At 52.9% G+C, this 26368-nt stretch carries 24 protein-coding genes; 12 read left to right on the top strand and 12 right to left on the bottom strand.

Features of this window, described 5'->3' with window-relative positions:
- Nucleotides 1–110 precede the first annotated feature (110 nt).
- The 10 genes from KUV22_RS15895 to KUV22_RS15850 all read left to right on the top strand — a co-directional run bounded on the left by KUV22_RS15895 (nt 111) and on the right by KUV22_RS15850 (nt 9391).
- The gene (locus KUV22_RS15895) at nt 111–1400 is read left to right on the top strand and encodes a ribonucleotide-diphosphate reductase subunit beta (protein ID WP_222232741.1); all 1290 of its coding nucleotides are present in this window, start codon (nt 111–113) and stop codon (nt 1398–1400) included.
- Between the two features lie 247 nt (nt 1401–1647).
- On the top strand, nt 1648–2778 hold the full coding sequence (locus KUV22_RS15890; RefSeq protein ID WP_222232740.1) for a hypothetical protein: 1131 nt from the start codon (nt 1648–1650) through the stop codon (nt 2776–2778).
- 25 nt (nt 2779–2803) lie between these two features.
- Nucleotides 2804–3343 (top strand): hypothetical protein, encoded by a 540-nt coding sequence (locus KUV22_RS15885; protein ID WP_222232739.1) that lies wholly within the window; start codon nt 2804–2806, stop codon nt 3341–3343.
- Nucleotides 3336–3890 carry a hypothetical protein gene (locus tag KUV22_RS15880; protein WP_222232738.1) on the top strand — a complete coding sequence of 185 codons (555 nt, stop codon included), beginning with the start codon at nt 3336–3338 and terminating at the stop codon, nt 3888–3890. Before KUV22_RS15885 ends, KUV22_RS15880 begins: the two co-directional genes overlap by 8 nt.
- A 76-nt stretch (nt 3891–3966) precedes the next feature.
- Complete coding sequence (locus KUV22_RS15875) at nt 3967–4686, top strand: NYN domain-containing protein (RefSeq protein WP_261319627.1); 720 nt, start codon at nt 3967–3969, stop codon at nt 4684–4686.
- On the top strand, nt 4686–6230 hold the full coding sequence (locus KUV22_RS15870; protein ID WP_222232737.1) for a HEAT repeat domain-containing protein: 1545 nt from the start codon (nt 4686–4688) through the stop codon (nt 6228–6230). The genes KUV22_RS15875 and KUV22_RS15870 overlap by 1 nt, the downstream gene beginning before the upstream one ends.
- 90 nt (nt 6231–6320) lie before the next feature.
- Nucleotides 6321–6815, top strand: a complete 495-nt coding sequence (locus tag KUV22_RS15865; RefSeq protein WP_261319626.1) for a YcxB family protein — start codon at nt 6321–6323, stop codon at nt 6813–6815.
- 144 nt (nt 6816–6959) lie between these two features.
- Nucleotides 6960–7508, top strand: a complete 549-nt coding sequence (locus tag KUV22_RS15860) for an NlpC/P60 family protein (RefSeq protein WP_222232735.1) — start codon at nt 6960–6962, stop codon at nt 7506–7508.
- Nucleotides 7509–7541: 33 nt separating this feature from the next.
- Nucleotides 7542–8657, top strand: coding sequence for an amidohydrolase family protein (locus KUV22_RS15855; protein WP_222232733.1), 1116 nt, complete (start codon nt 7542–7544; stop codon nt 8655–8657).
- A gap of 53 nt (nt 8658–8710) precedes the next feature.
- Complete coding sequence (locus KUV22_RS15850; protein ID WP_222232731.1) at nt 8711–9391, top strand: zinc metallopeptidase; 681 nt, start codon at nt 8711–8713, stop codon at nt 9389–9391.
- A gap of 21 nt (nt 9392–9412) precedes the next feature.
- Here the strand turns inward: KUV22_RS15850 and KUV22_RS15845 are convergent, their stop codons facing one another.
- Nucleotides 9413–9949 (bottom strand): GNAT family N-acetyltransferase, encoded by a 537-nt coding sequence (locus KUV22_RS15845; RefSeq protein ID WP_222232729.1) that lies wholly within the window; start codon nt 9947–9949, stop codon nt 9413–9415.
- 111 nt (nt 9950–10060) lie between these two features.
- Here KUV22_RS15845 and KUV22_RS15840 point away from each other — a divergent pair, with 111 nt between their 5' ends.
- A complete protein-coding gene (locus KUV22_RS15840; protein ID WP_222232727.1) occupies nt 10061–11551 on the top strand; it encodes an amino acid permease in 1491 nt (496 codons plus the stop codon).
- 15 nt (nt 11552–11566) lie between these two features.
- Entirely contained in the window at nt 11567–12940 is a 1374-nt protein-coding gene (locus tag KUV22_RS15835; protein WP_222232725.1) for a glutamate decarboxylase, read from the top strand.
- Nucleotides 12941–12983: 43 nt separating this feature from the next.
- On the opposite strand, the gene KUV22_RS15830 is transcribed toward KUV22_RS15835, so the two are convergent.
- From KUV22_RS15830 to sdhA, 11 genes are all read right to left on the bottom strand, one after another.
- On the bottom strand, nt 12984–13415 hold the full coding sequence (locus tag KUV22_RS15830; RefSeq protein ID WP_222232723.1) for an MAPEG family protein: 432 nt from the start codon (nt 13413–13415) through the stop codon (nt 12984–12986).
- A gap of 76 nt (nt 13416–13491) precedes the next feature.
- Entirely contained in the window at nt 13492–13938 is a 447-nt protein-coding gene (locus KUV22_RS15825) for a GNAT family N-acetyltransferase (protein WP_222232721.1), read from the bottom strand.
- 600 nt (nt 13939–14538) lie between these two features.
- Nucleotides 14539–14853: a hypothetical protein gene (locus KUV22_RS15820; RefSeq protein WP_222232719.1), complete on the bottom strand. Its 315-nt coding sequence runs from the start codon at nt 14851–14853 to the stop codon at nt 14539–14541.
- Between the two features lie 144 nt (nt 14854–14997).
- Nucleotides 14998–15510 carry a hypothetical protein gene (locus KUV22_RS15815; protein WP_222232717.1) on the bottom strand — a complete coding sequence of 171 codons (513 nt, stop codon included), beginning with the start codon at nt 15508–15510 and terminating at the stop codon, nt 14998–15000.
- A 267-nt stretch (nt 15511–15777) separates the two neighbouring features.
- Nucleotides 15778–16650 carry a succinate--CoA ligase subunit alpha gene (sucD, locus tag KUV22_RS15810; RefSeq protein WP_222232715.1) on the bottom strand — a complete coding sequence of 291 codons (873 nt, stop codon included), beginning with the start codon at nt 16648–16650 and terminating at the stop codon, nt 15778–15780.
- A 2-nt stretch (nt 16651–16652) separates the two neighbouring features.
- Nucleotides 16653–17819, bottom strand: a complete 1167-nt coding sequence (gene sucC / locus KUV22_RS15805) for an ADP-forming succinate--CoA ligase subunit beta (RefSeq protein ID WP_077401725.1) — start codon at nt 17817–17819, stop codon at nt 16653–16655.
- A gap of 150 nt (nt 17820–17969) precedes the next feature.
- Complete coding sequence (lpdA, locus tag KUV22_RS15800) at nt 17970–19409, bottom strand: dihydrolipoyl dehydrogenase (RefSeq protein WP_222232713.1); 1440 nt, start codon at nt 19407–19409, stop codon at nt 17970–17972.
- 171 nt (nt 19410–19580) lie between these two features.
- On the bottom strand, nt 19581–20771 hold the full coding sequence (gene odhB / locus KUV22_RS15795; protein WP_222232712.1) for a 2-oxoglutarate dehydrogenase complex dihydrolipoyllysine-residue succinyltransferase: 1191 nt from the start codon (nt 20769–20771) through the stop codon (nt 19581–19583).
- Between the two features lie 82 nt (nt 20772–20853).
- Nucleotides 20854–23679 carry a 2-oxoglutarate dehydrogenase E1 component gene (locus KUV22_RS15790; RefSeq protein WP_222232711.1) on the bottom strand — a complete coding sequence of 942 codons (2826 nt, stop codon included), beginning with the start codon at nt 23677–23679 and terminating at the stop codon, nt 20854–20856.
- 193 nt (nt 23680–23872) lie between these two features.
- Nucleotides 23873–24577 (bottom strand): succinate dehydrogenase iron-sulfur subunit, encoded by a 705-nt coding sequence (locus KUV22_RS15785; RefSeq protein WP_010131890.1) that lies wholly within the window; start codon nt 24575–24577, stop codon nt 23873–23875.
- 18 nt (nt 24578–24595) lie between these two features.
- Nucleotides 24596–26368, bottom strand: a complete 1773-nt coding sequence (sdhA, locus tag KUV22_RS15780) for a succinate dehydrogenase flavoprotein subunit (protein WP_222232710.1) — start codon at nt 26366–26368, stop codon at nt 24596–24598.

The raw sequence follows: 26368 nt of genomic DNA, 5'->3' as shown, positions 1-26368 counted from the left end.
CGCCCCGGTACCGGATCCAACAAGAGGTTCGGGCCGGGCGCCGGCCGCACACCACACACTTGCACGAGCTGTTATTCAACAGCTCGTCACCCACAGAAGGGGAAGAAGTCATGCTGAGCTGGGACGATATCGATTCCAAACCCGAACAGAAAGCGAAAGAACCGCAACCGGTGCCGGGCGCACTGCAATCCGAGCAGCAGGCAGTCACCGAACCCAGCGCTAACTACCAGGTAGAGAGCGCAAGCAGTGCCCCGGCATCGACCGCGGCCCAGGAAGAAGGCGCAACCGCGAGCAGCGCCCCGGCCTCCTCCGCCGTGGCAGCCGCCCGTGCCGCCGTAAACGATCTGGACCCGGCCCCAGGCCTCGAAGAACTGGAAATGGGCGCAGCCCGTATCCAGGTAGACGAAAAGCGCATCATCAACTGCCGCGCCGACCTCAACCAGCTGGTGCCGTTCAAATACGACTGGGCCTGGCAAAAATACCTCGACGGCTGTGCCAACCACTGGATGCCGCAAGAAGTAAACATGAACAAAGACGTGTCCATGTGGAAAGACCCCAACGGTCTGACCGAGGACGAGCGTCGCATCGTAGAGTACTCCCTGGGTTACTTCTCCACCGCAGACTCCCTGGTAGCCAACAACCTGGTACTGGCCATCTACCGCCACATCACCAACCCGGAGTGCCGCCAGTACATCCTGCGTCAGTCCTTTGAAGAAGCCATCCACACCCACGCCTACCAGTACTGTGTAGAGTCTCTGGGCATGGACGAAGGCGAAGTCTTCAACATGTACCGCGAAGTACCGAGCGTAGCCAAGAAAGCGGCGTGGAGCCTGTCCCACACCCAGTCCATCGGCGACCCCAACTTCAAAACCGGCACCCCGGAAGCGGACCAGGAACTGCTGCGCAACCTGATCGCGTTCTACGCGGTAACCGAAGGTATCTTCTTCTACTGTGGCTTCACCCAGATCCTGTCCATGGGCCGCCGCAACAAGATGACCGGTGTTGCTGAGCAGTTCCAGTACATCCTGCGCGACGAGTCCATGCACCTGAACTTCGGCATCGACGTGATCAACCAGATCAAACTGGAAAACCCGCACCTGTGGACCGAGTCGTTCCAGCAGGAAGTAACCCAGATGATTCTGGAAGGTATGGAACTGGAAGTGGCATACGCCCGCGACACCATGCCCCGCGGCGTACTCGGCATGAATGCCGCCATGATGGAAGAGTACCTGCACTTTATCGCCAACCGCCGCCTGAGCCAGCTTGGCCTGAAAGAACAATTCCCGGGCGCGCAGAACCCGTTCCCGTGGATGTCTGAAATCATGGACCTGCGCAAAGAGAAGAACTTCTTCGAAACGCGGGTTATCGAATACCAGACTGGCGGTGCGCTGCAGTGGTAGACCACTAAATGCATCTACTGTAGAAAAGGATTTACTACAAAAAAGATCGCTCACAGGACGAGAGGTATTGAAGCGGGCGAAAGCCCGCTTTTTTTATGCATTACATTGTCCGCTAGTGGATGGCCTTAAACTGTTGTGGGGAGGACTGCTGAAATAAATATTTACGCACCCCCAAAAAAAACTGCTAAAAAATACCCGTAATTCATTGATCACCCATATACAAAATATAGGAACAAGAAAAGCGATCATGGACAATCAAGACGAAACTATAATCGAAAACCTAGAAGTTGCCACGGCTCCGATTAGAAAAAAAAGAGCCCCCCAAAAAAACTTCCCGAAATTCTCACTGGAAAAATCTTTAGATATAGCACTTGCACTGAAAGAGAAAAATGCAGGTAATCCGTGGGATCCAGCATCAGTTTCCAAGGCCGTAGGGATCGGACAAAAATCAACAAACTTTCTATACTTGGTTAATTCTGCTAGAGAATATGGCCTCATAGAGGGGGCAGCCCGAGGTAAATCCATCGCCCTGACCCCACTGGGTCGCGCCTGCGTTTACCCACGTAGCCCTGAAGCAGCCTCAGAGTCGAAAAGAGAAGCGTTTCTTAACGTTCAAGTCTTCGCTGACGTTTTGCAATATTACAAAGGGAACAACCTTCCCGAAATGGAATACCTTAGTAATGTATTGCAAACACAGTTTTCCGTTTCCCATGAGCATCACCAAGATTTCGTGACCCTTTTTGACGAAAATTGCAGATATATAGGAATAGGTAAAAACTATACCCCAGGGACACCTCTTTTAAAGGGTGAGGAAAGTGGAAAATCCATAGAGGTTATTTCCAATGCCACCACGACCAGAATCCCCACCAACAAAGAAAAAGTATCTTGTTTTGTAATAATGCCATTCGTTGAGCGGGACTCCATCCATCCAGCCGGCTATTTCCAAGAAGTGCTAAACAGCCTAATCATTCCAGCAGCCGAGAAAAATGGATTTTCAGTCAGCACCGCAAATAGAGGTGGCGGTAGCGACGTCATTCAATCAACCATCGTAAATGAGCTACTCCAAGCGGATTTAGTTATAGCTGATTTAACTGAACACAACCCAAATGTTTTGTTTGAGCTTGGAATGCGAATGGCCGAAGACAGGCCAGTTGCTTTAATTAGATCGCAAGGCACGGGCAGAATATTTGATGTCGACAACATGTTAAGAGTTTATGACTACAGCCCCTGCCTCTGGCCATCAACAGTTGAAGCCGACATACCCGAAATGGCAAAACATTTTTTCGCCGCATGGAAAAACAGAGACACCGACATCTCTTATATGAAGTTACTACGACAACATGCAATCTCAGGCCAGCCAGCACTTCAGCCAGAGTAAAAAAATAGAGCAAAGGAAATTATTGGTGCCCAACGATCAGTTAATATCACTTCTCTCAGCATTCACAGCCATTTTATCGGCCATATATGCAATGAGGGGCAACCATATAGCAAAGAGAGCATTATCAATTGCAGAAGAGGAAAACCAATCAAAAAAAGAGGGGCTGAGCGCATATTTGATTGAAGGCATAAACTACGTAAACGAAGAAAACAATTACGTCTTTGCCTTCAATCTATCCATTATAAATCGAGCATCAGTTTCAAACTCAGCGCAGCGGATAGAATTAATAATTACATATATCCGACATAACAACTCGGCTGGCAACATAATTCTTCAACATGATTCGTCGCTCAGCCAATCAATACATGGGCACAAAGTTACTCCATTCGCACAAGTAGTGGAAGTCCCCGCCAAATATGCATGTACGAACTGGTGTCTATTTTCGCACCACGACACAGCCCGAAGACTTGGTCGCATCGACAAATACACCTTGCGCATAACAGATACCGCAGGTGAAGTTAATGAAATTGATTCCTACTTGATAAGGGAGTATCGCATTGCTTGATCGAATGGTTAACGTATCGACCACCCCCATAGTTGACGATGGAGTAATTATATCTCCTGAGTTTGGCAATGGGCGGCCTATTCCAGCAATAATAATTGATTCTTCTGAAAGGCCGGACATTGCCGAATATATAGATGCGCATGAAAATCAGCCACCCGGCGATGTAAATATTCAATGGGGCACAGCTTTAACGTCAAAAAAAATAGTAACACTCATCCTTAAAAGCCAAAGACCTGCGAATATTGAATTCGCCATCTCATTTAATGCAGAAAAACATTATTCTTTAGTTGATGGAATACTTTGTGCAAATGGATTTCATCTTCAAGCAGGAAAGGTTGGTGACAAAGTCAGCACACTATGGAACCAAGGGAAAATACTAATTGAGGTTGGACCCACTGGCTTTGAGTTAAAATGGGAAAAGATCCTTCGGAAAACAATAAGAAAAAAATTAAGAAAAGGAGGAGTCGAAAGAAAAAATATTACTTCCACCTCAGAAGGATACATAAAAAGCATGAGGGAATTTTGGAATAGAAGACAGAAAGGCTGACAACTTGGGAAATAAATGGGGTCAGCGCAAAGTTTTGACACATATATCGACCCAACACCATAAGAATTATGGATCTATGATGGACGAAATCAAGCAGAAGATTGCCCTTTTCATTGATGCGGACAATGCTCCGGCAGCCAAGTTCGAGGATGTCCTGAGCGAAGTCGCCAAATACGGTGTGGTCACCATTCGCAAGGCCTACGGTAACTGGAAATCACCCACGCTCAGGGGCTGGGAAGAGCTGCTGCACGAACACGCCATCCAGCCGGTGCAGCAGTATGACCTCACCAAGGGCAAGAATGCCTCCGATATCGCCTTGGTGATCGATGCAATGGATGTGATGTACACCAAAGACATCGACGTGATGTGCTTCATCTCGTCGGATTGCGACTTTACCCCGATGGTGACGCGGGCACTGGCCGAGGGCAAGGTGGTCCTCGGGTTTGGCGAGCGCAAGACACCGCCCCCCTTCGTGAATGCCTGTTCCAAGTTTCTCTTCCTCGACCAACAAGAAGCGGTCAAGGAAAAGAACGGTGAAAAGCGCAAGAACATCAAGTCGGATACAAAGCTGATCACCCTGTTACGACAAGCCATTGAGGCCACAGAGGACGATGATGGGTGGGCCGAACTCGGCCCCGTCGGTTCCAACATCTCCAACAGGGCTTCATTCGATTGCCGCAACTACGGATTCAAGAACCTGAGCAGCTTGTTCCGGGCCATCGATCTGTTCGAACTAAAAAGGGGCCAGGGCAAGTCCTATCTGGTTAGAGATGCTAGAAAAAGCAAAAAGAGTTGATGAACAGCATCTTTGCAAATCTCCAATTCATTCTAATATTGATGTTCTGTATAGCCGTTATCGGCGGGATTCTGGCCACCCTATATACACTTATATTCAGACGCAAATACAAATCAAAAACCTCTGATCAGGATATACCGTCACCGTTCTCCAAATTTTCCGGTGACACCTCCAAAAATACATCTATTGAAAGGCGAAAACAAAAATCCACCCCCGTTGATCGTCATATACCTCCATTGTCCCGCAATATTCCTGATAACACCTCCGTAGACGGGTTATTGGCCTATACAAAAGATTGGAACGGCTACCGACGCGAAGAGGCCATTCGCCGGCTCGATTCACTGGATGGCCCCGGAATACTATCCGCTCTGATTGAACGTCTGAATGACTGGGTTCCTGAAGTACGACAAGTAGCCAAGGCGGCGTTTTTCCGCCGGCTAGAATCCGCAGACTGTATGGAACTGGTAAAGGCCCTTCCAGATATTTATCGACTTGCTGAGCGTAATCGAATTAATCACCAGCCGGTTATTTGCGCTGTCGAAAACCACCTGATCAGGCCTGAGTGCAGTGCAGGTCTCATCGCCGGACTCAACAACTCCAACATTCAAGTTGCTCGCGCTTGTTACGATCTATTGCTGTCCAAGCGGGTTCTCCCTCTTCAGGAACTTCTACGGATCGGACTCGCAAGTTCTGATTGGCATATACGGAGAGGCAGCCTTGAGTATCTGAATTTGCTATCAGAGTCGGAGATACGACCAGCGCTCTCCATTGCTCTGCGCGACAAATTTCCGCCCATACGCAGGATCGCACTGAGGGTACTACTGGAGTGCTCCCCATCCGTTGTTGAGGTTGTGCCCTTCCTATTCGACCGCAATACCAGTATTCGTGAAATCGCCATTAGGCATCTAAAAGAATACGAGTTTCCAATCTACCAAGAGTATAAGGAATTATTGCAAGCACCCAACGCCCGCCAACAGGTGATCGCACTCTGGGGCGTCACCAAAACCCACCACGAGCAAGCCGTGGACATCGTAACTACGAAGCTGGATTCTCAATTTATCAGCGTACGCCGCGAAGCGCTGGAGTGCTTGGCAAAACTAGACGAAGACAAAGCCCACTCACATATTATCGCCGCATTTTTTGATGATTCTCCGGGAATAACTCGCACCGCGATAGCATTGGCCAAAAGGCTTTCGATTAGACCTCGTTCTGCCGAGCTTGACAAAATCCTCAAGCAATCATATTCATCTGAAACCCTTCAAACCTGTATTGAGCTAACGCCCATTATGGATAAATGGGAAGCTCTGGAATTCTTTTTCCTTCAGATCGGAGACGATACATCGAATTTCCAAGGCTCGACCGTGGACAAAGATAGTCTTCTGAAAAAAGCGGTGTCGACTTGGTCGGAGAAATACCATAACCTCAGCCTTTTTGCCCCCTACCCAAAACAAAGGCAAGCACTCGAAGCGGCTATTGATAGAATGCCACCACAAGCGAAAGCATTTTGGCAAGAATGGTTCGAGCAACTAATTGCGTCGACTTGATACTCATTCCGGGGGCCGACCGACCTAGATACGATCTCCGTAAAATCAAGTAGCTATAACTTCAGACCTGAAACCCACCAAGAAAAACCAATGGCTCCCATGCAACCGTTTACTACCCAATTTACGTTATCGAGAGAGTATCTTGCCGAGTGCTATGACCAGTCTTCACTCTATGGAAAAAGCGTCAAGCCGAATTATCTGTTTCCCATCTTGATGCTAGCCGCTGGTACCGGGACATTGCTTTATACCGAGCAACCCAAAGTATTGGGCTACATACTGGTTGCTTTCGCACTTCTGGAACTACTCCATATTCGATTTCGACGAGCCTGGTGGCTAGCTCGGCAGATGTTGGGCAAAAGCGCCAATAGCGAGGTGACACTGACGATCGATGACGAGCGAATAACCACGCAAAGTGACCACGCACACACAACACTGTTGTGGTCAGATATCGAACAAGTCGTTGATACCGAGTTAGGCTTGATTCTAATCACCAAGTCCAGTGGTCAGCACTACTTGTCAAAATCGTTATTTCCCGATGGTCTGGTCGAAAAGATCAAGGATCGTGCAGCAAGTGCTCGCGCTTAGGTAAAAATGCGCGAGCGCAGATTCCCGGAAGATCATGTGGTTCAGCCCAGATTCAGCTAGGGCCGGTACGATGGTGTCACCCTAAAACCAAACTCAGCCGCCGCCCGCGGGCGCGGCTTGCTGTGCTGGCACCGATGTACCCTAATGAAAAGACGACTGCTGCTGCCCTGTTCCCTCGCGATCCTGACAACGGCCGGTTGCAGTATGGCCCCGTATCAGTATTCGCCGGCAGACACCGCCGATCCCTCCAACAACCCCGCCAAAGAACATCCTCAGGCAGTAAAGCCATCCCCTTCACCTACCGAGCTCATCAAAGAAAGCCTGTACGAACAGCACCAAGAATGGAAAGGTATCCCGTATCGACTGGGAGGCATGAGCAAGCGCGGTATCGACTGCTCGGCGCTGGTCTACCTCATCTACCGCGATCACATGGGGATTGAGCTACCCCGCACCACCCAATATCAGGCGTTGGTCGGAGAGTCCATCAAGCGCGCGCAACTGCGCCCGGGAGATCTGGTCTTCTTTAAGACCGGCCGCCGCGGCCGGCACGTGGGAATCTATCTCGAAGATGGCAAGTTTCTGCACGCGTCTGTCTCCAGGGGCGTCACCATCTCTCACCTGACCGATCACTACTGGAAAAGCCGCTATTGGCGCGCACGCAGGCTGGAACTAGAGCGCAACAGCAGCCCCTGAGTGTTCTGCATGCGATCTGCACTGGGAGCCACAGTGGCAGAGCACCTTTACACTGGAATAATTAGTGGCGTCCAAGTAGAGTTTTGGTATCAGCTCAACTACCCGTTGATTGTGATCACCGCAGTTGTATCCGCGCATAAAAACACCACAACTGGAGACAACATGAAAATACTGAAAAATGCCCAAATCTTCAGGATCTTCAGGATCTTCAGTTTGATTCTCGCTTTCCTCGCCATAAACGCGCTTGCTGAGGAACGGCAGCCAGTGATCGACATGCATCTGCACGCCGGGCCCGGGAGCGAGTCATCCCGCTACTACAAGGCGAGTGAAGGCGAGACACCCGATGAAGCTCGCATGCGTACGCTCCTTCAAGATATGAAAGACAGCAATGTTGTTTACGGAGTCATCGGCGGACCAGAATCTCATATAGAGCACTTTCGCCAAGCATCCCATGTACCGCTGATTGCCGGTGTGATTCTTCCCTGCATCGAAGGCCGCAGTCCGAACTTTTTCGCTTGCTATGAAAATGACGCAAATTGGCCGGACATCGACAAACTGCAATCCGCAATCGACCAGGGCCAAATAGGCGCCATTGGCGAGCTATACAATGTGTATACAGGTATCTCCCCTCTCGATTCGAAGATGCTCCCCTACCTTCAGCTCGCCGCCGATAATGACCTGATCGTTGCGGTACACGCAGACCGGGGACCTCCCCCCCAAAGCCCTGTTCGTGCTGCGGGTTGCTGCCCGGATTTCAATGGGGATCACGGCAATCCAGCGCTCTGGAGCCCCATCATGGAGAAGCATCCCAAACTCCGTCTGGTTCTCTACCACGCATTTCGTCCCGAGTTTGTCGAAGCCGCTATCGCGCTGATGGATACCTACCCCAATGTCGTAGTAGAGACCTCGCCAATGACCCGAGTACCTTCCGAATGGGTATATGCCGCACTCCGGGCATATATCGAAGCGGGCCACGGGGATCGCATCGTATTTGGGTCCGACTATTTGGGGAGTATTGGTGGAAGCGTCACTGTAATCGAAAAGGCAGACTTCCTTAGCCAGCAGCAAAAGCGCGACATTCTGTATCACAATGCCGCAAGGTTCTTAAATCTCAGTCCCCAAGAAATTGCCAAACACCATGACGGGTAACTTGACGACTCAGTGATGAGTGCCCCATCCATGCCCACCAGTGCCAAACTTATATGCCTTACGTACTGATTACCCTGGCCATAGTCGCCCTTATCGTCGGCCCACAACTGTGGGTACGCTACGTGCTGTGGCGCCACTCGACCGAGATTGGCGATATGCCGGGGTCCGGGGCTGAACTGGCCGAGCACCTTGTTGAACGTTACGAACTCGATGGGGTAAAGGTTATCAAGGCCGGTAAAGATCAGAACTATTACTCGCCTTCGGAAAAAATCGTCGCGCTGAGTCCAGAGGTTTACCACGGCAAATCGGTCACCGCGGTGGCTGTCGCGGCCCATGAAGTTGGCCATGCGATCCAGTTTTGTCGGGAGGAGCCAGTCTCCAGGCTGCGTGACAAATATCTAGGTAAGGCCGGCCAGATCCAGAAAATCGGCGGCTACATTCTGGTTGCCGCGCCGATTCTCACCCTGCTGATCAAGTCACCGGTGATCTTCCTGTGGATCGGGATTGTGGCGGTGATCACCATGCTCGCGTCCGCGCTCATGTACGTGGCAATACTGCCGGAAGAGTACGACGCGAGCTTCAATAAGGCCCTGCCGATACTCAGAGAGGGTTACCTGCCGGAACACCTGTTAGGCTCAGCACACAGCGTTCTGAAGGCCTGTGCGCTCACCTATGTGGCGGGTGCTCTGCTGGATGTGCTGCGGCTGTGGCGCTGGATACGCTTTATCCGCTAAGCACCAGAGAGCCCCGCTTATCTACCAGTAGTCCGAGTTGGCAAATGCGGGCACGCACTCGGTTCGCCCCTGCATTACTGGAATCGAATTTCCTTCCAAGGATTGCCCCAACCAGCCAATTGGTTGGCTCAGTGGGTAAGGCGCCTGCACCAGTTCTTCACTAACTGGCACAAAACCCACCTTGGAGTAAAACGCCGGATCACCGTAGGTGAACACCAGATCAGTTTCCCGCCCGCGCAGTTGATCGAGCCCGAAACGAATTAGCCCCTGCCCTACCCCTGTGCCCTGCACCTCGCTGGCAACGGCAACGGGGGATAGAAGAAACGCCTGCTGGCCATTTGGTACCCTCAGGCGGCTGAAAAATATTGCGCCGACAATACGCTCTCCTTCTTTCGCAACACAGCCAATAAGTGCATCCGCTGGCGTGGTTGCGATCAGGCTGGAAACCAAATGTCCGATACTGCGACCTTCATCTTCGTCTTCCGATGCAGAAAAAACACGAGTAAAGAGCGCGACGACTTCGTCGGTAGCCGTTGGCGTAAATAATAAAAATTTCATAAATCAGACTTCTGCCAATTCATTCTGATAGTAGATGCCACCATGGCCGCTACAACCTGAAGTTACTGACTAAACTCCTATTTTCCGTAATGGCGCCCGGAGTGAAGCCAGGTGAGTTCCACCGACAAGCCCGCAAAGTCCACGACCAAGAAGACCCTGACAGCCACCACCCTTGGCCTGCTTACGGCCGCCACCGTGGTTACCAGCCTGCGTGGCCTGCCAATGATGGCACAGGAAGAGCTGACGATGTTTATTTACATCGGCTTCGCCACCCTGCTGTTTCTTATTCCCGCCGGACTCGTCGCCGCCGAGCTGGGAGGTGCTTTCGGCGACCGGTCTGGCGGTGTCTACACGTGGATTGGCGAAGCGTTTAGCCCTCGCCTGGGGTTTACCGCCATCTGGCTACAGTGGATTCAAAATGTCGTCTGGTACCCCACCGGCCTCAGCTTTGCCGCGGCCGGTATCGCCTATGGTATTGGCCTACCCAATCTTGCTGAAAGCAATATCTTTGTCGGCCTGTTCTGCATTCTCTCCTACTGGGCGGCGACAGCAGTGGCGCTCACCGGTACAGACCTGCTCGCCAAAGTCACCAAACTCGGATTCCTGCTCGGCACTGTATTACCCGGTCTGATCCTGATGGCACTGGCCATCGCCTGGGCTGCCGCGGGCCATGACATTGGCTGGGAGACCGCCACCAACCCCGCTGTGACTGTCGAGGAGAATGGACACCACCATCCGCGCTGGTTTCCCCATGTGGCCGGGCTGGGCTCTCTGGCCTTTCTGGGCGGCATTCTATTGAACTTCGCAGGCGTAGAAGCGCAAGCCACCCACGCCACCGAGATGCGCAACGCCAAGCGGGACTACCCCATAGCGATATTTATCGCCGCCGCGGTGTCTTTTGCCATCTTCACCGTGGGCGCGCTGGCCGTTGCCGCGATTCTCCCCTACGACAACATCAGCCTGCAGACTGGCGTATTCACCACCTTCGAGCAGGCTTTCGACAAATTGCTGGGAATAAAGTGGCCGGTACAGATACTCGCGCTGCTGGTATGTTACGGCGCTCTCGGCGGCGCACTGGCCTGGCTTGCCGGCCCCAGCCGTGGCCTGTTGGCCACCGCGCGCGATGGCACCCTGCCCCCCTGGCTGCAGAAGACCAACAAGCAGGGCATGCAGAAAAGTATCCTGCTGGTTCAGGGCATTATCGCCACGCTGATCTCCTGCATCTACTTCCTGTTTAAAGACGTAGCTACGGCTTTCTTCCTTATCTCGGCAATGACCATCACCCTCTACATCATCATGTACATGATGATGTATGCCGCTGCGATTCGTCTGCGGCATACCCGTCCAGACCTGCCACGCAGTTTTGAAATTCCCGGCGGTATGACCGGCATGTTGCTTGTCGCCGGTATCGGTTTTCTCGCGGTGGCCTTTGCCTTCGTGGTCTCCTTCTTCCCTCCAGACCAGTTACCCGTTGGCAGCCCGAGTACTTATGTGATTCTGGTAGCTGCAGGTGCAGTGGTGTTTACCGCAATCCCCCTGCTGATTTACCAGTTCCGCAAGCCAAGCTGGAAACAACAACAGCCGACTGTCGAGCAGCAATAGATCAAGGTAACGACGATGAAGACACAATCCCCATTCGACGAATTCTTTGATCAACTGAATGAAGACATCCCCGATCACACCTTCCCGCGCACCACCATGTCGGCCTTTGCCGCAGAAGCCACGGTAAACAGTGAAGCCTGGGCGGACGCCAAACCGGTGATGAACCTGTCGTCATTTGTCACCACGTTTACCGAGCCTGAAGCTTTCGAGGTCCTGAAAAAACACTACCTGAAGAACTACATCGACCACGACATGTACCCCCAGCTGTTCGAGATGGAGGGACGCATGGTGCGCTGGCTACATGACTTGTGGAATGGCCCGAAAGACGCGGAGCCGTTCGGCACTGCCACCATTGGTTCCTCGGAAGCCTGCATGCTCGCTGGGCTGGCACACAAATGGAATTGGCGTAAGGCGCGGCAAGCGGCCGGATTAGATGCGAGCCGACCCAACATCGTCACCGGCGGCAACGTCCAGATCGTGTGGAAAAAGTTCATGCGCTACTTTGATGTGGAACCGCGCATCGCCGAACTCGCCCCAAACCAGTACCGGCTCACTACCGAGCACCTGGAGCAGCTCGTTGATGAAAACACGACCGCAGTCGTCGCCATCGCCGGCCAGACCTTTACCGGTGAAGACGATGACTTCCGCGCAATCCACGATTGGCTGGATGACTACGAGCAACGCACCGGGCACAACATCCCGATGCATATCGATGGCGCGTCCGGTGGATTCGTCAATCCGTTTCTCTATCCGGACTACCAGTGGGACTTCCGCCTGTCACGTGTACAGTCGATCAACGCCTCTGGGCACAAGTTCGGGCTGGTACCACCGGGACTGGGGTGGCTCGTGTTTAAGGACCGCAAAGTGTTCGACGAGGACCTGATGTTCTACGTCAACTACCTTGGTGGAGAAATGCCAACGGCCACACTGAACTTCAGTCGCAACGCGGCGCCTGTGGCTTACCAGTACTATGTATTCCTGCGACTGGGGTTCGAGGGGTTCCGCAAAATCATGCAATGTACCCTGGACAACTCTCACTATCTGCGGCAGCGCCTGCTAGATAGTGGCTACTTCGATGTCCTGAACGCCACCCAGCGCATACCGGTGGTGGCACTCACATTGAAAGAAGAGTTCACTAACTTCAATGAGTTCGACGTATCCTTCAAAGTGCGGGAAAAAGGATGGGTGTTGTCGGCCTACTCGATGCCGCCAAAAGCCGAGAGCGTAAACTCCTTGCGCATCGTGGTGCGGCCGCACTTGAACCACAACGTAATCAAATTCCTCGCTGAGGATATCATCCACGCCTGTGACTGGCTCAAGGAACACGGAGGTAATGCAACACCGCCGAAGCTACACAATCCACACCAGAGCTCGGTGAGCAAGTGCTAAACATCAGCTGTGAATTAGCATCTACAACACCTGCAGAACAAACTTACGAGTTGAATGCGGACCGAGCAGCAATGAATACCAAGAATAATAGAGGAATATTGGACGCGACAAAGATGGCAAACCGCAATTCAATTTTGTTGCCCAGCACATGCACAAGACTGTGAATAATTCGCAGTACCACAAAAGCCCAGGCAGCATAAATAGCCAGTTCGCTTGATACGCCCATAATCGAGAGCGCGAGCACCAGCGCATAGAACAGCGTCGGCTGCTCCATCAGGTGATTGTAATTGTCCGCCTTCCAACGCACCCGCGCAGGGAGCTTTGCCATCTGCTCACCACTTGGCGCCATCGGGTCCATCTCCAACCTCATGGAGATGATCGCCGGCAGCCTGGTCGCATACATCCACAGCCACATCACCATTGACCAAATAACCAAGGCTACGAGTGGCTGGATTAACTGACTAGATACTTCCATATAGATTCTCCGATTGCTCCTTAAACCCTGTTAACAACTCTCTAAAACGTTATTCATCGCTATGACATATACGCGTCTATATATCCAAATATAACCGCAGCCTATATTTGTGCTGAATACCATCTTCTACTATTGGTTGAGAATAATGTTTAAGAAAGTAATCCTTCTCTACCGCGTATACTCTGAAGCCAAACCGTTGATAAAAGGTAAGCTGGTATCCGAATGTTCCCGTACCCAGTTCAACCTTCGAAATACTTCTATCTGCCAACTTATTCAATACAAACCCAAGAAGCTTAGAACCGACACCCTTGCGTTGATACTTTGGAGAGGTCGAAATATTAAAGATCTCGGCAATATGATTCCCAATCTTCTTTACTATACAAGCAGCAACAACTTCCCCACCTTCTTTCGCGACGAAAGACCATGAATCAGGCAAATAAGTGCTTATGGACTCAGGCGAGGGATCTGCTTCCAGCAATAGGGAGAATGGTACTTCTTGACCATCAACTACTGAAAATTTCATATCGCCTCAGTAATTAGCACCACCGGCAAGGGCAGCCCAACTTGCGCATTTTTTACGCGAAAATGGGAGCGTAGCAACCTGCATCATAGGTGCACGAGGCAAACTGTCTCGCAAAGGCCCGACGCATATTGCCTGTGACTGTTAACGCTTTGAGTAGGCACGGAATGCTTCCGCTTTCTACGCTTGCTTCCTCCAAACAGCAGCCCTAAAAAGACCAAAGTATATAGACATCACTACAACCAAGATGATCGAACTAGAGCCGATACGTCCCGACCCATCGCCTTGACGTAGCAACCAAATAATCGGAAGGGCCAGGCCGAAAAGCTCAAAGATACTGATCTTAAACGCCGCCCACTTTAGACTTTTTGCACTTCCCGGGCGTACCAACAACTCTAGAAAGAGCAATACAACAGCGAATATACCGAGTTGGATAGTTGTGATGCTATCGAACGTATTAAGCAGCTCGTTCATTTTTTGCGTTAGCGCCCGCATCAGGGACCGAAACGTAGTTGGTTGTTTTGTGCTAGCGTACGCGAAAAGCACAAAACAAACAACGCAGTGGAGGTCCACGCCGCTTGCGGCTGAACCTGAATACGCTTGTTATAATTTTTTAACTGGACCGCCAACACTTATATAAATTTCATTCGGGGTATCTGTGAATGCACCTATTGCTTGAGAATACACGTCCTCATAGATGTTACGTACGATTCTCGTTTCAACTGACTCTATAGGTATCGAAACCCACAGTATAAAATGCCCATTTGTGTGATCGAACGAAACAGATGAACCAGAGCCATACTGTTTCTGTATAGTTTTCTCCAGGTCACCATGCTCACTAAACAGCTCCTTAACATCGCTCGCAAAATCACACCCTGAAAGAATAATGGCCAATAAGACAAAGATACTTTTTTTCATAGTGATTTATAACGCCGCCGGCAGGGGCAGCTTACCTTATACGCATTTTGCGCGAAAATGGGAGCACAGCGACCTGCCCAAAAGGTGCATAAGGTAAGCTGTCCCGCGGAGGGCCGAAGGCCAGGAGCAAATTGCCCGGCCTTGTTAGAGCTCTTGAGCTCTACGCTCCTTAGCCATTTCTCGCAACTGCTCTAGACGCTCTTTTATACTGCCCTCGCTTTCTGGCTTAACCTGCTCCAACACTACATTATCTAAAATTTCATTAGCTTTTTGATAATACTTTGAATCAATCGCGGTGCTCGGATATTTCATGCGCAACTTTTTTGCTCGATACAAAAGCGTATCTAGGCTTTTTATTTTTGAGTCAGAAATTTCCAGATTTCTCAATGTTTCTACTTGGGATACGGCAAAATCTATGCGGAGGTCATAAGAATGCACAAGCTTATCCACACCGCTTCCTTTGAGTAACTCCAAATTGTTAATAGCCTTAAAAGCAGGATCTATACCAGTATCCACAACCTCATCCAGCATATTCTTACTCTCCTGCTGGCATATTTCCCCAAGAATTTCGATCTTCTGCGCATACCAGCTATCCACAAAGGCGAATATTCCTATAAGGACCGCTATATTTAATGAAATATATAATATTTTTTTCATACTTCTGCTCTAACAGTTTTATTCATTGGCTCAGGCCATTCGTTGCAAATGGCTATTGTTCCTAGATTTTAAATAGCTCGTTTGTTGTTATACATAACCATATAAATCAATAAGTCAGCCTACTCCAATCCGGGAACACAAGCCATAGGCTGCTGAACACTGTGGATTTTGGGAAACTTGTACACGAAATATACGAGGTTAGTGTTTTCTACAGGCATAAAAAAAGCCACCCGAAGGTGGCTTTTTTAGCAGAAAGAACCTTGCTGATTACCAGCCGGTTGCTTCCTTCAGTGCGTCACCGATTTGCGCCAGGGAGCGTACGGTTTTAACACCAGCGTCTTCCAGAGCAGCAAATTTCTCGTCCGCGGTACCTTTACCACCGGAAATGATCGCACCAGCGTGGCCCATGCGCTTTCCGGGAGGAGCGGTTACACCAGCGATGTAGGAAACGACCGGCTTGGTGACGTTTTCCTTGATGTAAGCTGCCGCTTCTTCTTCAGCGGAACCGCCGATTTCACCGATCATTACGATGGCTTCGGTCTGCGGGTCGTTCTGGAACATTTCCAGGATGTCGATGAAGTTGGAGCCTGGGATGGGGTCGCCACCAATACCTACACAGGTAGACTGGCCGAAACCGTGGTCAGTAGTCTGCTTTACGGCTTCATAAGTCAGGGTACCGGAGCGGGATACGATGCCCACTTTGCCTGGCTTGTGAATGTGACCAGGCATGATGCCGATCTTGCATTCACCCGGAGTGATAACACCCGGGCAGTTCGGGCCGATCAGGCGCACGCCCAGCTCGTCACACTTAACCTTGGCCTGCAGCATGTCCATGGTAGGAATGCCTTCAGTGATGCAAACGATCAGCTTGATGCCGCCGTTCGCCGCTTCAAGGATGGAATCCTTACAGAAAGGCGCAGGTACATAGATTACAGATGCTTCCGCACCGGTTGCTTCTACGGCTTCTTTTACGGTATTGAATACCGGCAGGCCCAGGTGAGTCTGGCCGCCTTTGCCCGGGGTTACACCGCCGACCATTTTTGTACCGTACTCGATCGCTTGCTCGGAGTGGAAAGTACCCTGGGAGCCAGTGAAGCCCTGACAGATTACTTTAGTGTCTTTGTTAATCAGTACTGACATGATTATTTACCCTCCGCAGCTTTAACCACTTGCTGTGCAGCATCGGTCAGGCTGGTTGCAGCGATGATGTTCAGGCCGCTGTCGCTCAGGACCTTGGCACCCAGCTCAGCGTTGTTACCTTCCAGGCGAACAACTACGGGTACTTCAACGCCCACTTCTTTAACTGCACCGATCACGCCTTCGGCGATCATGTCACAGCGTACGATACCGCCAAAGATGTTGATCAGAACGGCTTTTACGTTGTCGTCGGACAGAATAATTTTGAACGCTTCAACAACGCGCTCTTTGGTCGCGCCGCCACCAACATCCAGGAAGTTGGCCGGGCTACCGCCGTGCAGGTTTACGATGTCCATGGTACCCATGGCCAGACCAGCACCGTTCACCATGCAGCCGATGTTGCCATCCAATGCTACGTAGTTCAGGTCCCACTTGGCTGCGTGTGCTTCGCGCTCGTCTTCCTGAGAAGGGTCGTGCATTTCACGCAGGTCCGGGTGACGGTACAGAGCGTTACTATCGATAACGATCTTGGCGTCCAGGCAGTGCAGGTTCTTCTCTGGAGTGATTACCAGCGGGTTGATTTCCAGCAGGGCCAGATCTTTCTCTTCAAACATTTTCGCCAGACCCAGGAAGATCTTGGTGAACTGTTTGATCTGGTCGCCTTCGAGGCCCAGTTTGAACGCCAGCTCACGGCCCTGGTAAGGCTGTGCGCCTACCAGCGGGTCGATGATGGCTTTCAGGATTTTTTCCGGAGTCTCTTCCGCAACTTTCTCGATCTCAACACCACCTTCGGTGGAGGCCATGAAAACGATGCGACGGGTAGCACGGTCTAACACCGCACCCAGGTACAGTTCCTGGTCGATATCGGTGCAGCTTTCCACGAGGATGCGGGAAACCGGCTGGCCGTTTTCGTCTGTCTGATAAGTTACCAGGTTGTTACCCAGCCACTTTTTGGCGAATTCTTCAATTTCCGCTTTGGAGTCTACCAGCTTCACACCGCCCGCTTTACCGCGGCCGCCAGCGTGTACCTGGGCTTTAACAACCCACTTGTCGCCGCCGATTTCATCTGCTGCCGCTGCTGCCGCTGCCGGGGTTTCCGCTGCAATGCCTTTGGAAACCGGCAATCCGTATGCTGCAAACAGTTGTTTGCCCTGATACTCATGCAAGTTCATAGTCAATACCAATTCACATTTGAAATGTGTTTACCAATTGCAGATTTCTCTGCGCGTTTAAACAAGGTTCCGGCGCTGTTGTATTGCAAAGCCAGAACCCTGAAATGAATCCGGGGCGGAAAACACTTCCGCCCCGGTTTATCGGGTCACTTACTTGCGCTTTTTACGGTTGGCGATGTGGATCGCGTGGCCGTTCGCAGCAAGCGCAGCTTCTTTCACCGCTTCAGACAGGGTCGGGTGGCCGAATACGGTCATACCGATGTCTTCTGCGCTGGAGCCGAATTCCATGGCGATCGCTACTTGCTGAACCAGGTCAGCAGCAGACGGGCCAACGATGTGTGCACCCAGTACGCGGTCGGTTTCCGCGTGCGCGATGATTTTCACCATACCGTGGGTATCGTTGGCTGCCATGGCACGGCCGGAAGCAGCAAACGGGAATACGCCCACATTGTAGGGCTCGCCATCGGCTTTCACCTGTTCTTCGGTGCGGCCAACCGCAGCGATTTCCGGGTGGGTGTAAATAACATTCGGGATCACGTCGTAGTTCATCATCGGCTTCTGGCCGGCGATGCGCTCGGCAACCACCACGCCTTCTTCAGACGCTTTGTGCGCCAGCATCGGGCCGCGTACCACGTCACCGATGGCCCATACGCCCGGTGCAGAAGTCATGCACAGGTCGTTAACGTAGATGAAGCCACGCTCGTCCAGTTTTACGCCAGCGTCTTCAGACAGCAGACCTTCGGTGTACGGACGACGGCCCACACATACGATCAGCTTGTCGAAGGTTTCCTGGTGCTCTTTGCCGTCTTTGTCCTGATAGGTAACAACAACTTCTTTACCTTTCACTTCGCTGCCGGTTACACGGCAAGACAGACGGATGTCGAGACCTTGCTTCTTGAAGATCTTCTGGGATTCTTTGGCAATCTGCTGATCCATAATGGCGAGGAAGCTATCCAGGGCTTCCAGAACCACAACGTCGGAACCCAGACGGTTCCATACAGAGCCCAGCTCCAGGCCGATTACACCAGCACCGATCACACCCAGACGCTTGGGTACTTCGGTGAATTCCAGTGCACCGGTGGAATCAACGATGATCTTGTTGTCCACAGGCGCCGGCGGGATGTTCACCGGAACAGAACCGGAAGCCAGAATGATGTTTTCTGCTTCGTAGGTAGTGCTTTTGCCGTTGTGGTCGGTTACTTCAACTTTCTTGCCCGCGAGCAGCTTGCCGGTACCTTCAATAGAGGTCACCTTGTTGGCCATAAACAGGCCGGCAACACCACCGGTAAGCTTCTTAACGATGTCGTCCTTACGGCCGATCATTTTCTTAACGTCAATCTTGACCTTGGCATCGATACCGTGGACTTCGAAATCGTCTTTGGCTTCGTGGTACTTCCAGGAGCTGTCCAGCAGCGCCTTGGAAGGAATACAACCAACGTTCAGGCAGGTACCGCCATTAACGGTCTTGCCATCTTTGTTTACCCATTTTTCAACACAGGCAGTTTTCAGACCCAGCTGCGCTGCGCGAATAGCAGCAACATAACCACCGGGGCCAGAGCCGATTACGATTACGTCAAATTTTTCTGACATGGTCTGTTCCAAATTTGAGTGGATTCAACGAATGCGGATTTGTCACCGCATGCCCGGGCTTCTTCCCGGATTTCCCTGAGACGGTCTTGTTGCCGTTGATGCCAGCTCGAACGGCTGGCTCATTGTGCGGGCGACCTCTAAAGGGCCGCCCTTTCTCCAAATCTAACCTGCTTACACTTCCAGCAGGATACGCGCCGGATCTTCGATCATTTCTTTGATCGCAACCAGGAAGCCAACCGCTTCCTTGCCGTCGATCAGGCGGTGATCGTAAGACAGCGCCAGGTACATCATTGGCAGGATTTCCACCTTGCCGTTGACCGCCATCGGGCGCTCCTGAATTTTGTGCATACCGAGGATCGCGGTTTGCGGCGGGTTCAGGATCGGGGTAGACAGCAGGGAACCGAACACACCACCGTTGGTGATGGTGAAGGTGCCACCGGTCATCTCGTCAATTGACAGCTTGCCGTCACGGGCACGGACACCCAGGTCACGGATATTGTTTTCCATATCCGCCAGACCCATGTTTTCTGCATTACGCAGAATCGGTACTACCAGGCCTTTCGGGGAGGAAACCGCAACACCGATGTCCTGGTAACCGTGGTATACGATGTCGTTACCGTCGATGGACGCGTTCACCGCGGAGTAACGCTTCAGCGCTTCTACTGCCGCTTTTACAAAGAAGCCCATGAAGCCCAGGCGGGTGCCGTTGTGGGTCTTCTCGAACAGGTCTTTGTAGTTTTTACGCAGATCCATGATTGGCTTCATGTTCACTTCGTTGAAGGTAGTGAGCATGGCAGTAGACTGGGAAGCGTCGAGCAGACGCTCGGCGATGCGCTTGCGCATACGGGTCATCGGAACACGCTTCTCAACGCGCTCACCCGCAGCAACTTCCACTTGCGCAGCGGCAGCCGGTGCGGCAGCAGCCGGTGCAGTGCCCGCTTTCATCACGTCTTCTTTCAGTACGCGACCGCCTTTGCCGGTGCCTTCAACGCCAGCCAGGTCAACGCCTTTTTCCGCAGCCATTTTCTTGGCAGACGGCATGGCAATTTTTTCGCCGGCAGCAGCAGGTGCCGCAGCGGCCGGAGCTTCAGCTGCCGCAGGTACAGCTTCGGCAGAGGCGCCAGCGCCTTCTTCGAACTTGGCAATTACTTCATTGGAGAGAACGGTGTCGCCCTCGCCTTTGATAATTTCACTAATGGCGCCGTCAGCCGGTGCAACTACTTCCAGCACAACTTTGTCGGTTTCGATATCCACGATCAGTTCATCGCGGGACACAGCTTCACCCGGTTGTTTGTGCCAGGTGGCGACGGTGCCGTCCTGAACAGATTCCGGGAATGTTGGCGCTTTAATCTCGATGGTCATTGTTCCTGTTTCCTGAGATTTTCGGGGATGCGGAAAGGCGCTCGCCCTTCACAACATCCTGCTCTTTCGTTGTACTGCTGCCTTATTTGACAGTCAGCGCCTCGTTGATGAACTTATTCTGTTCTTCCAAGTGGGTGGACATGTAACCCGCCGCAGGTGCAGCGGAAGCCGCGCGGCCGACATATTCCAGTTCCAGCTTGGGATGTGCTTCTTTCAGCAGGCGACGCAAGTGGTGCTGGCTGGAGTACCAGGCGCCCTGGTTCATGGGCTCTTCCTGACACCAGGCAACGCTCTTGATGTTCTTGAACGCGGATACCGCACTCAAGAACTCGTCGTCTGGGAATGGGTACAACTGCTCCAAACGGACCAGTGCAACGTCTTCCTGTTCGCGTTCCATGCGCGCTTCCAGCAGGTGGTAGTAAACCTTACCGGAGCAGATGATCAGTCGCTTCACTTTGGCGGGATCCACACCGCCATCCTGGATGACGTTCTGGAACTGACCGGTAGCCAGTTCGTCCAGGCTGGAAGTCGCGAGCTTGTGACGCAGAATCCACTTCGGACTCATGATCACCAGCGGGCGACGCATCGGGCGCACGGCCTGACGACGCAGCAGGTGGAAGATCTGTGCCGGGGTGGTGGCATTACATACCTGGATGTTGTGCTCGGCACACAACTGCATGAAACGCTCGAGACGCGCAGAGGAGTGCTCTGGGCCCTGACCTTCATAACCGTGCGGCAGCAGCATTACCAGGCCACACATACGGCCCCACTTGTGCTCACCGGAGGTAATGAACTGGTCGATTACCACCTGGGCACCGTTGGCGAAGTCACCAAACTGCGCTTCCCAAACCACCAGGGATTTCGGAGTAGTAGTGGCATAGCCGTATTCGAACGCCAGCACCGCTTCTTCCGACAGCAGTGAGTCGTACATATCGAAACGCGGCTGACCTTCAAACATGTGCTGCAGCGGCACGTAGCTCTGGCCATCTTTCTGGCTGTGGATAACCGCGTGACGGTGAGAGAAGGTACCGCGGCCAACGTCTTCACCGGTGAAGCGGACCATGTAGCCCTCTTCCAGCAAAGTGCCGTACGCCAGGGTTTCCGCCATGCCCCAGTTCAGAGGCAGCGCACCACCGGCCATTTTACGGCGGTCGTCGTAGATCTTGGAAACCTGACGCTGCATCACGATACCGTCGGGAACGGTGGTCATGCGGGTCGCCACGTCTTTCAACTTGGTCAGCTCAAAGCTGGTATCGCCTTCGACGGTCCACTCGTGGTTCAGGTACGGGCGCCAGTCCACAAACATGGACTCGTCCGGCTCATTCACCAGGCCGGTAGCCACGTCTTCACCACGATCCAGTTTGTCGCGGTAGTCGTTGGCCAGCTTGTCGGCGGCAGCCTTGTCCAGCACACCTTCGCCAATCAGCTTCTCCGCGTACAGGGTACGGGTCGTCTTGTGCTTGCGAATGGTCTGGTACATCAGCGGCTGGGTGCCGGAGGGATCGTCGGTTTCGTTGTGACCGCGACGGCGGTAACAAACCAGATCGATCACGATGTCTTTCTTGAACTCGTAGCGGTAATCGATTGCGAGCAGGCCCGCCAATACAACCGCTTCCGGGTCGTCACCGTTTACGTGCAGTACCGGAGCGTCAATCATCTTCGCAACATCGGTACAGTATTCGGTGGAGCGCGCGTCTTCGCGCTTGCTGGTGGTGAAACCTACCTGGTTGTTCAGCACCAGATGGATGGTACCGCCAGTGTAGTAGCCGCGGGTCTGGGACATCTGCAGGGTTTCCTGCACCACGCCCTGACCGGCGAACGCCGCATCACCATGGATGTTGATCGGCAGAACTTTTTCACCGGTGCTGTCGCCACGGCGATCCTGACGGGCGCGTACGGAACCTTCTACCACCGGCGCACAGATTTCCAGGTGCGACGGGTTAAAGGCCAGTGCCAAATGCACCTCGCCACCCGGGGTCATAACGTTGGAAGAGAAGCCCTGGTGGTACTTAACGTCACCGGAGGTATCGAGGGTCTTCTTGCCTTCGAATTCTTCAAACAGGTCCGCGGGGTTTTTACCGAGAATGTTAACCAGGGTGTTCAGGCGGCCACGGTGGGCCATGCCGATCACAATCTCTTTTACCGCGTAGGTACCGGAGCGACGAATCAGCGCGTCCATCAGCGGGATCAGGCTCTCGCCCCCTTCCACACCGAAGCGCTTGGTGCCCGGGTATTTGGAATCCAGGTGACGCTCGAGGCCTTCCGCAGCAGACAGGCGCTGCAGAATTTCGACGCGAATATCTTCACCGAAAGTAGGCTTGCACTGGCTGCGCTCGAGACGCTGCTGAAACCACTGCTGCTCGTCGAGATTCGACAGATGCATGATTTCCGCGCCCAGATTTCCGCAGTAGGTATTTTCCAGGCCCTGTACGATGTCACGCAGAGTGGACTCGCCGTTACCGAAGAACAGGTCACCCGTCTGGAAGGTGGTGTCGAAGTCGCCCTCGGTGAGGCCGTGGAAGTTCAATTGCAGATCCGGCACCTGTTCGCGGGCCATGATGCCCAGCGGATCAAGGGTGGCCTTCTTGTGGCCGCGGTGACGGTAGGAATTGATCAGTTGCAGAACTTTGATCTGCTTGCGCTCGTGTTCAACATTGACAGAGCCGGCGCCGGGAGCGGCGAGAGGACGGGTACGGTTTTTCGCCAGAAGTTCGAAATGCTGGCGAATAGCAGCATGGGAGACATCGCCACCGCTTACACGCGGCAGGCTGTCAAAGTAGCTGCGCCATTCTTCCGGTACACCACTGGGGTCGTGCAGATAGGTCTCGTACAGATCTTCGACATACCCGGCGTTGCCACCAGAGATATGTGAAGTCCGCCAGAGCGCCTCCATAGAGCTTTCGTGCATTAATGCCTACCTCAATTGACGGCGCGCACCCTTGATTTTCGCGCCGCTCTTTCCTGTCTTTTCACTCACAAAAGGGGAGGTGCTGAAATAGACACCTCCCCTCTTTCGTATAGACCTGACACCTGCGCTGCTGTCGGCCTAATTGTGCTTATATTTTTGGTGGGAAACCCACTCCCCGTTACCGGGGCAACCGTTATACGGCGCGGGTTATCAACATATTGCGGATATGTCCGATTGCCCGAGTTGGATTCAGGCCCTTAGGACAAACATTGACACAGTTTTGGATACCGTGGCAGCGGAAAACGCTGAACGGATCGTCCAGTTTACCCAGGCGCTCGTCGGTCGCGGTGTCGCGGCTATCCGCCAGGAAGCGGTACGCCTGCAACAGGCCCGCCGGGCCGATGAACTTGTCCGGGTTCCACCAGAAAGAAGGACAAGACGTGGAACAACAGGCACAGAGAATACACTCGTAGAGGCCATCCAGTTTTGCACGATCTTCCGGAGACTGCAGACGCTCAATGGCCGGAGCCGGAGTGTCATTCTGCAGGTAAGGTTCGATTTTCTTGTACTGGGTGTAGAACTGCTCCATATCCACAACCAGGTCGCGGATAACCGGCAGACCCGGCAGCGGGCGCAGTACCAGCTTGCCTTTCGGCGCAGCTTCAGACAGCGGCATGATACAAGCAAGACCGTTCTTGCCCGAGATGTTCATGCCGTCGGAACCGCACACACCTTCACGGCAAGAGCGACGGAATGCCAGGGTCGCGTCCTGAGCCTTCAACAGCTCAAGTACGTCCAGCACCATCAGGTCTTTGCCCTGGGTGTCTACTTCGTAATCCTGCATGTACGGTGCAGAATCGGTTTCCGGGTTGTAACGGTAGATGCTTACTTTCAACATGGTCTTTCCGCTCCCGAATTAGTAGGTACGCGCTTTCGGTTCGAAAGCTTCTACGGTGTTGGGCGCAAAGTTAACGGCACGCTTGCCAACACGCTTCTCCGCAGGGAAGAACATGGAGTGGCACAGCCAGTTCTCGTCGTCGCGCTCTTGGAAGTCTTCGCGTGCGTGGGCACCGCGGCTTTCGGTACGAGTCTCTGCGGCAATCGCAGTCGCCTCGGCCACTTCCAGCAGGTTTTGCAGTTCCAGCGCTTCGATACGTGCGGTGTTGAACGCACGGCTCTTGTCGTCCAGGCGAACATTTTCGATACGTGCGCGCAGATCTTCCAGCTTCTTCACACCTTCGGCCATGAAGTCGCCGCGACGGAATACACCGAAGTGGTTCTGCATTACGTTCTGCAGTTCTTTACGCAGGTCGGCTGCTTTTTCGCCGTCGTTCTTGGTTTCCAGGCGGTTCAGGCGGCCCATCGCTGCTTCCAGGTCAGAGTCGCTCGCTTCGCGGTGCTCGATACCTTCACGCAGGGCTTTTTCGATGAACAGGCCAGAGGCGCGGCCGAATACCACCAGGTCCAGCAGCGAGTTGCCGCCCAGACGGTTGGCGCCGTGCACGGATACACAGGCAACTTCACCACAACCATAGATACCGTCGATCACGTGATCGTTACCGGAAGCATCCTGGGTCAGCACCTGACCGTGAATGTTGGTCGCCAGACCACCCATCATGTAGTGACAGGTCGGAACAACCGGAATCGGCACCTGAACCGGATCAGCGTGCGCGAAGGTACGGGACAGCTCGAGGATGCCCGGCAGCTTGGCGTTCAGGGTTTTCTCACCCAGGTGATCCAGCTTCAGGAATACATGGTCGCCATCCGGGCCACAGCCGCGGCCGTCGAGGATTTCCAGAACCATGGAGCGTGCAACAACGTCGCGGCCTGCCAGGTCTTTCGCGTTCGGAGCGTAACGCTCCATAAAGCGCTCGCCGTCTTTATTGACGAGGTAACCACCTTCACCACGACAACCTTCGGTCACCAGTACACCGGCACCGTGGATACCGGTCGGGTGGAACTGCCAGAATTCCATGTCCTGGACAGGAATGTCTGCACGCAGCGCCATACCGATGCCGTCACCAGTATTGATGTGTGCATTAGTAGTAGAGGCAAAGATACGGCCAGCACCACCGGTCGCGAGAACGGTCGCCTTGGACTTAACGTAAACGATCTCACCATCTTCGATGTTCATCGCGATTACGCCGACAACAGCGCCGTCCTGGTTCTTCACCAGGTCTACCGCGAACCACTCGTTGAGGAATACGGTGTTGTTCTTGATGTTGCCCTGATACAGGGTGTGCAGCAGAGCGTGGCCAGTACGGTCCGCCGCCGCACAGGTACGTGCAGCCTGGCCACCGCGACCGAAGTCTTTGGACTGACCACCGAAAGGACGCTGATAGATACGGCCTTCTTTAGTACGGGAGAACGGCAGGCCCATGTGCTCAAGTTCGAACACCGCTTCGGGGCCTACGGAACACATATATTCGATCGCGTCCTGGTCACCGATGTAGTCGGAGCCCTTGACGGTATCGAACATGTGCCAGCGCCAATCGTCATTGGGGTCGTCGCTGGCAATAGCACAGGTAATACCACCCTGAGCGGAAACCGTGTGAGAACGGGTAGGAAATACTTTAGTAATAACCGCAGTCTTGAAACCAGACTGAGCCATCTGCAGCGCAGCGCGCATGCCCGCGCCGCCGCCACCAATTACGATGCCGTCAAAGGTTATTGTTCGCATATTCGACAT

Source organism: Microbulbifer agarilyticus (assembly GCF_019800665.1).
GTDB lineage: Bacteria > Pseudomonadota > Gammaproteobacteria > Pseudomonadales > Cellvibrionaceae > Microbulbifer > Microbulbifer agarilyticus_C.
This window is presented reverse-complemented; position numbering and strand designations above follow the sequence as displayed.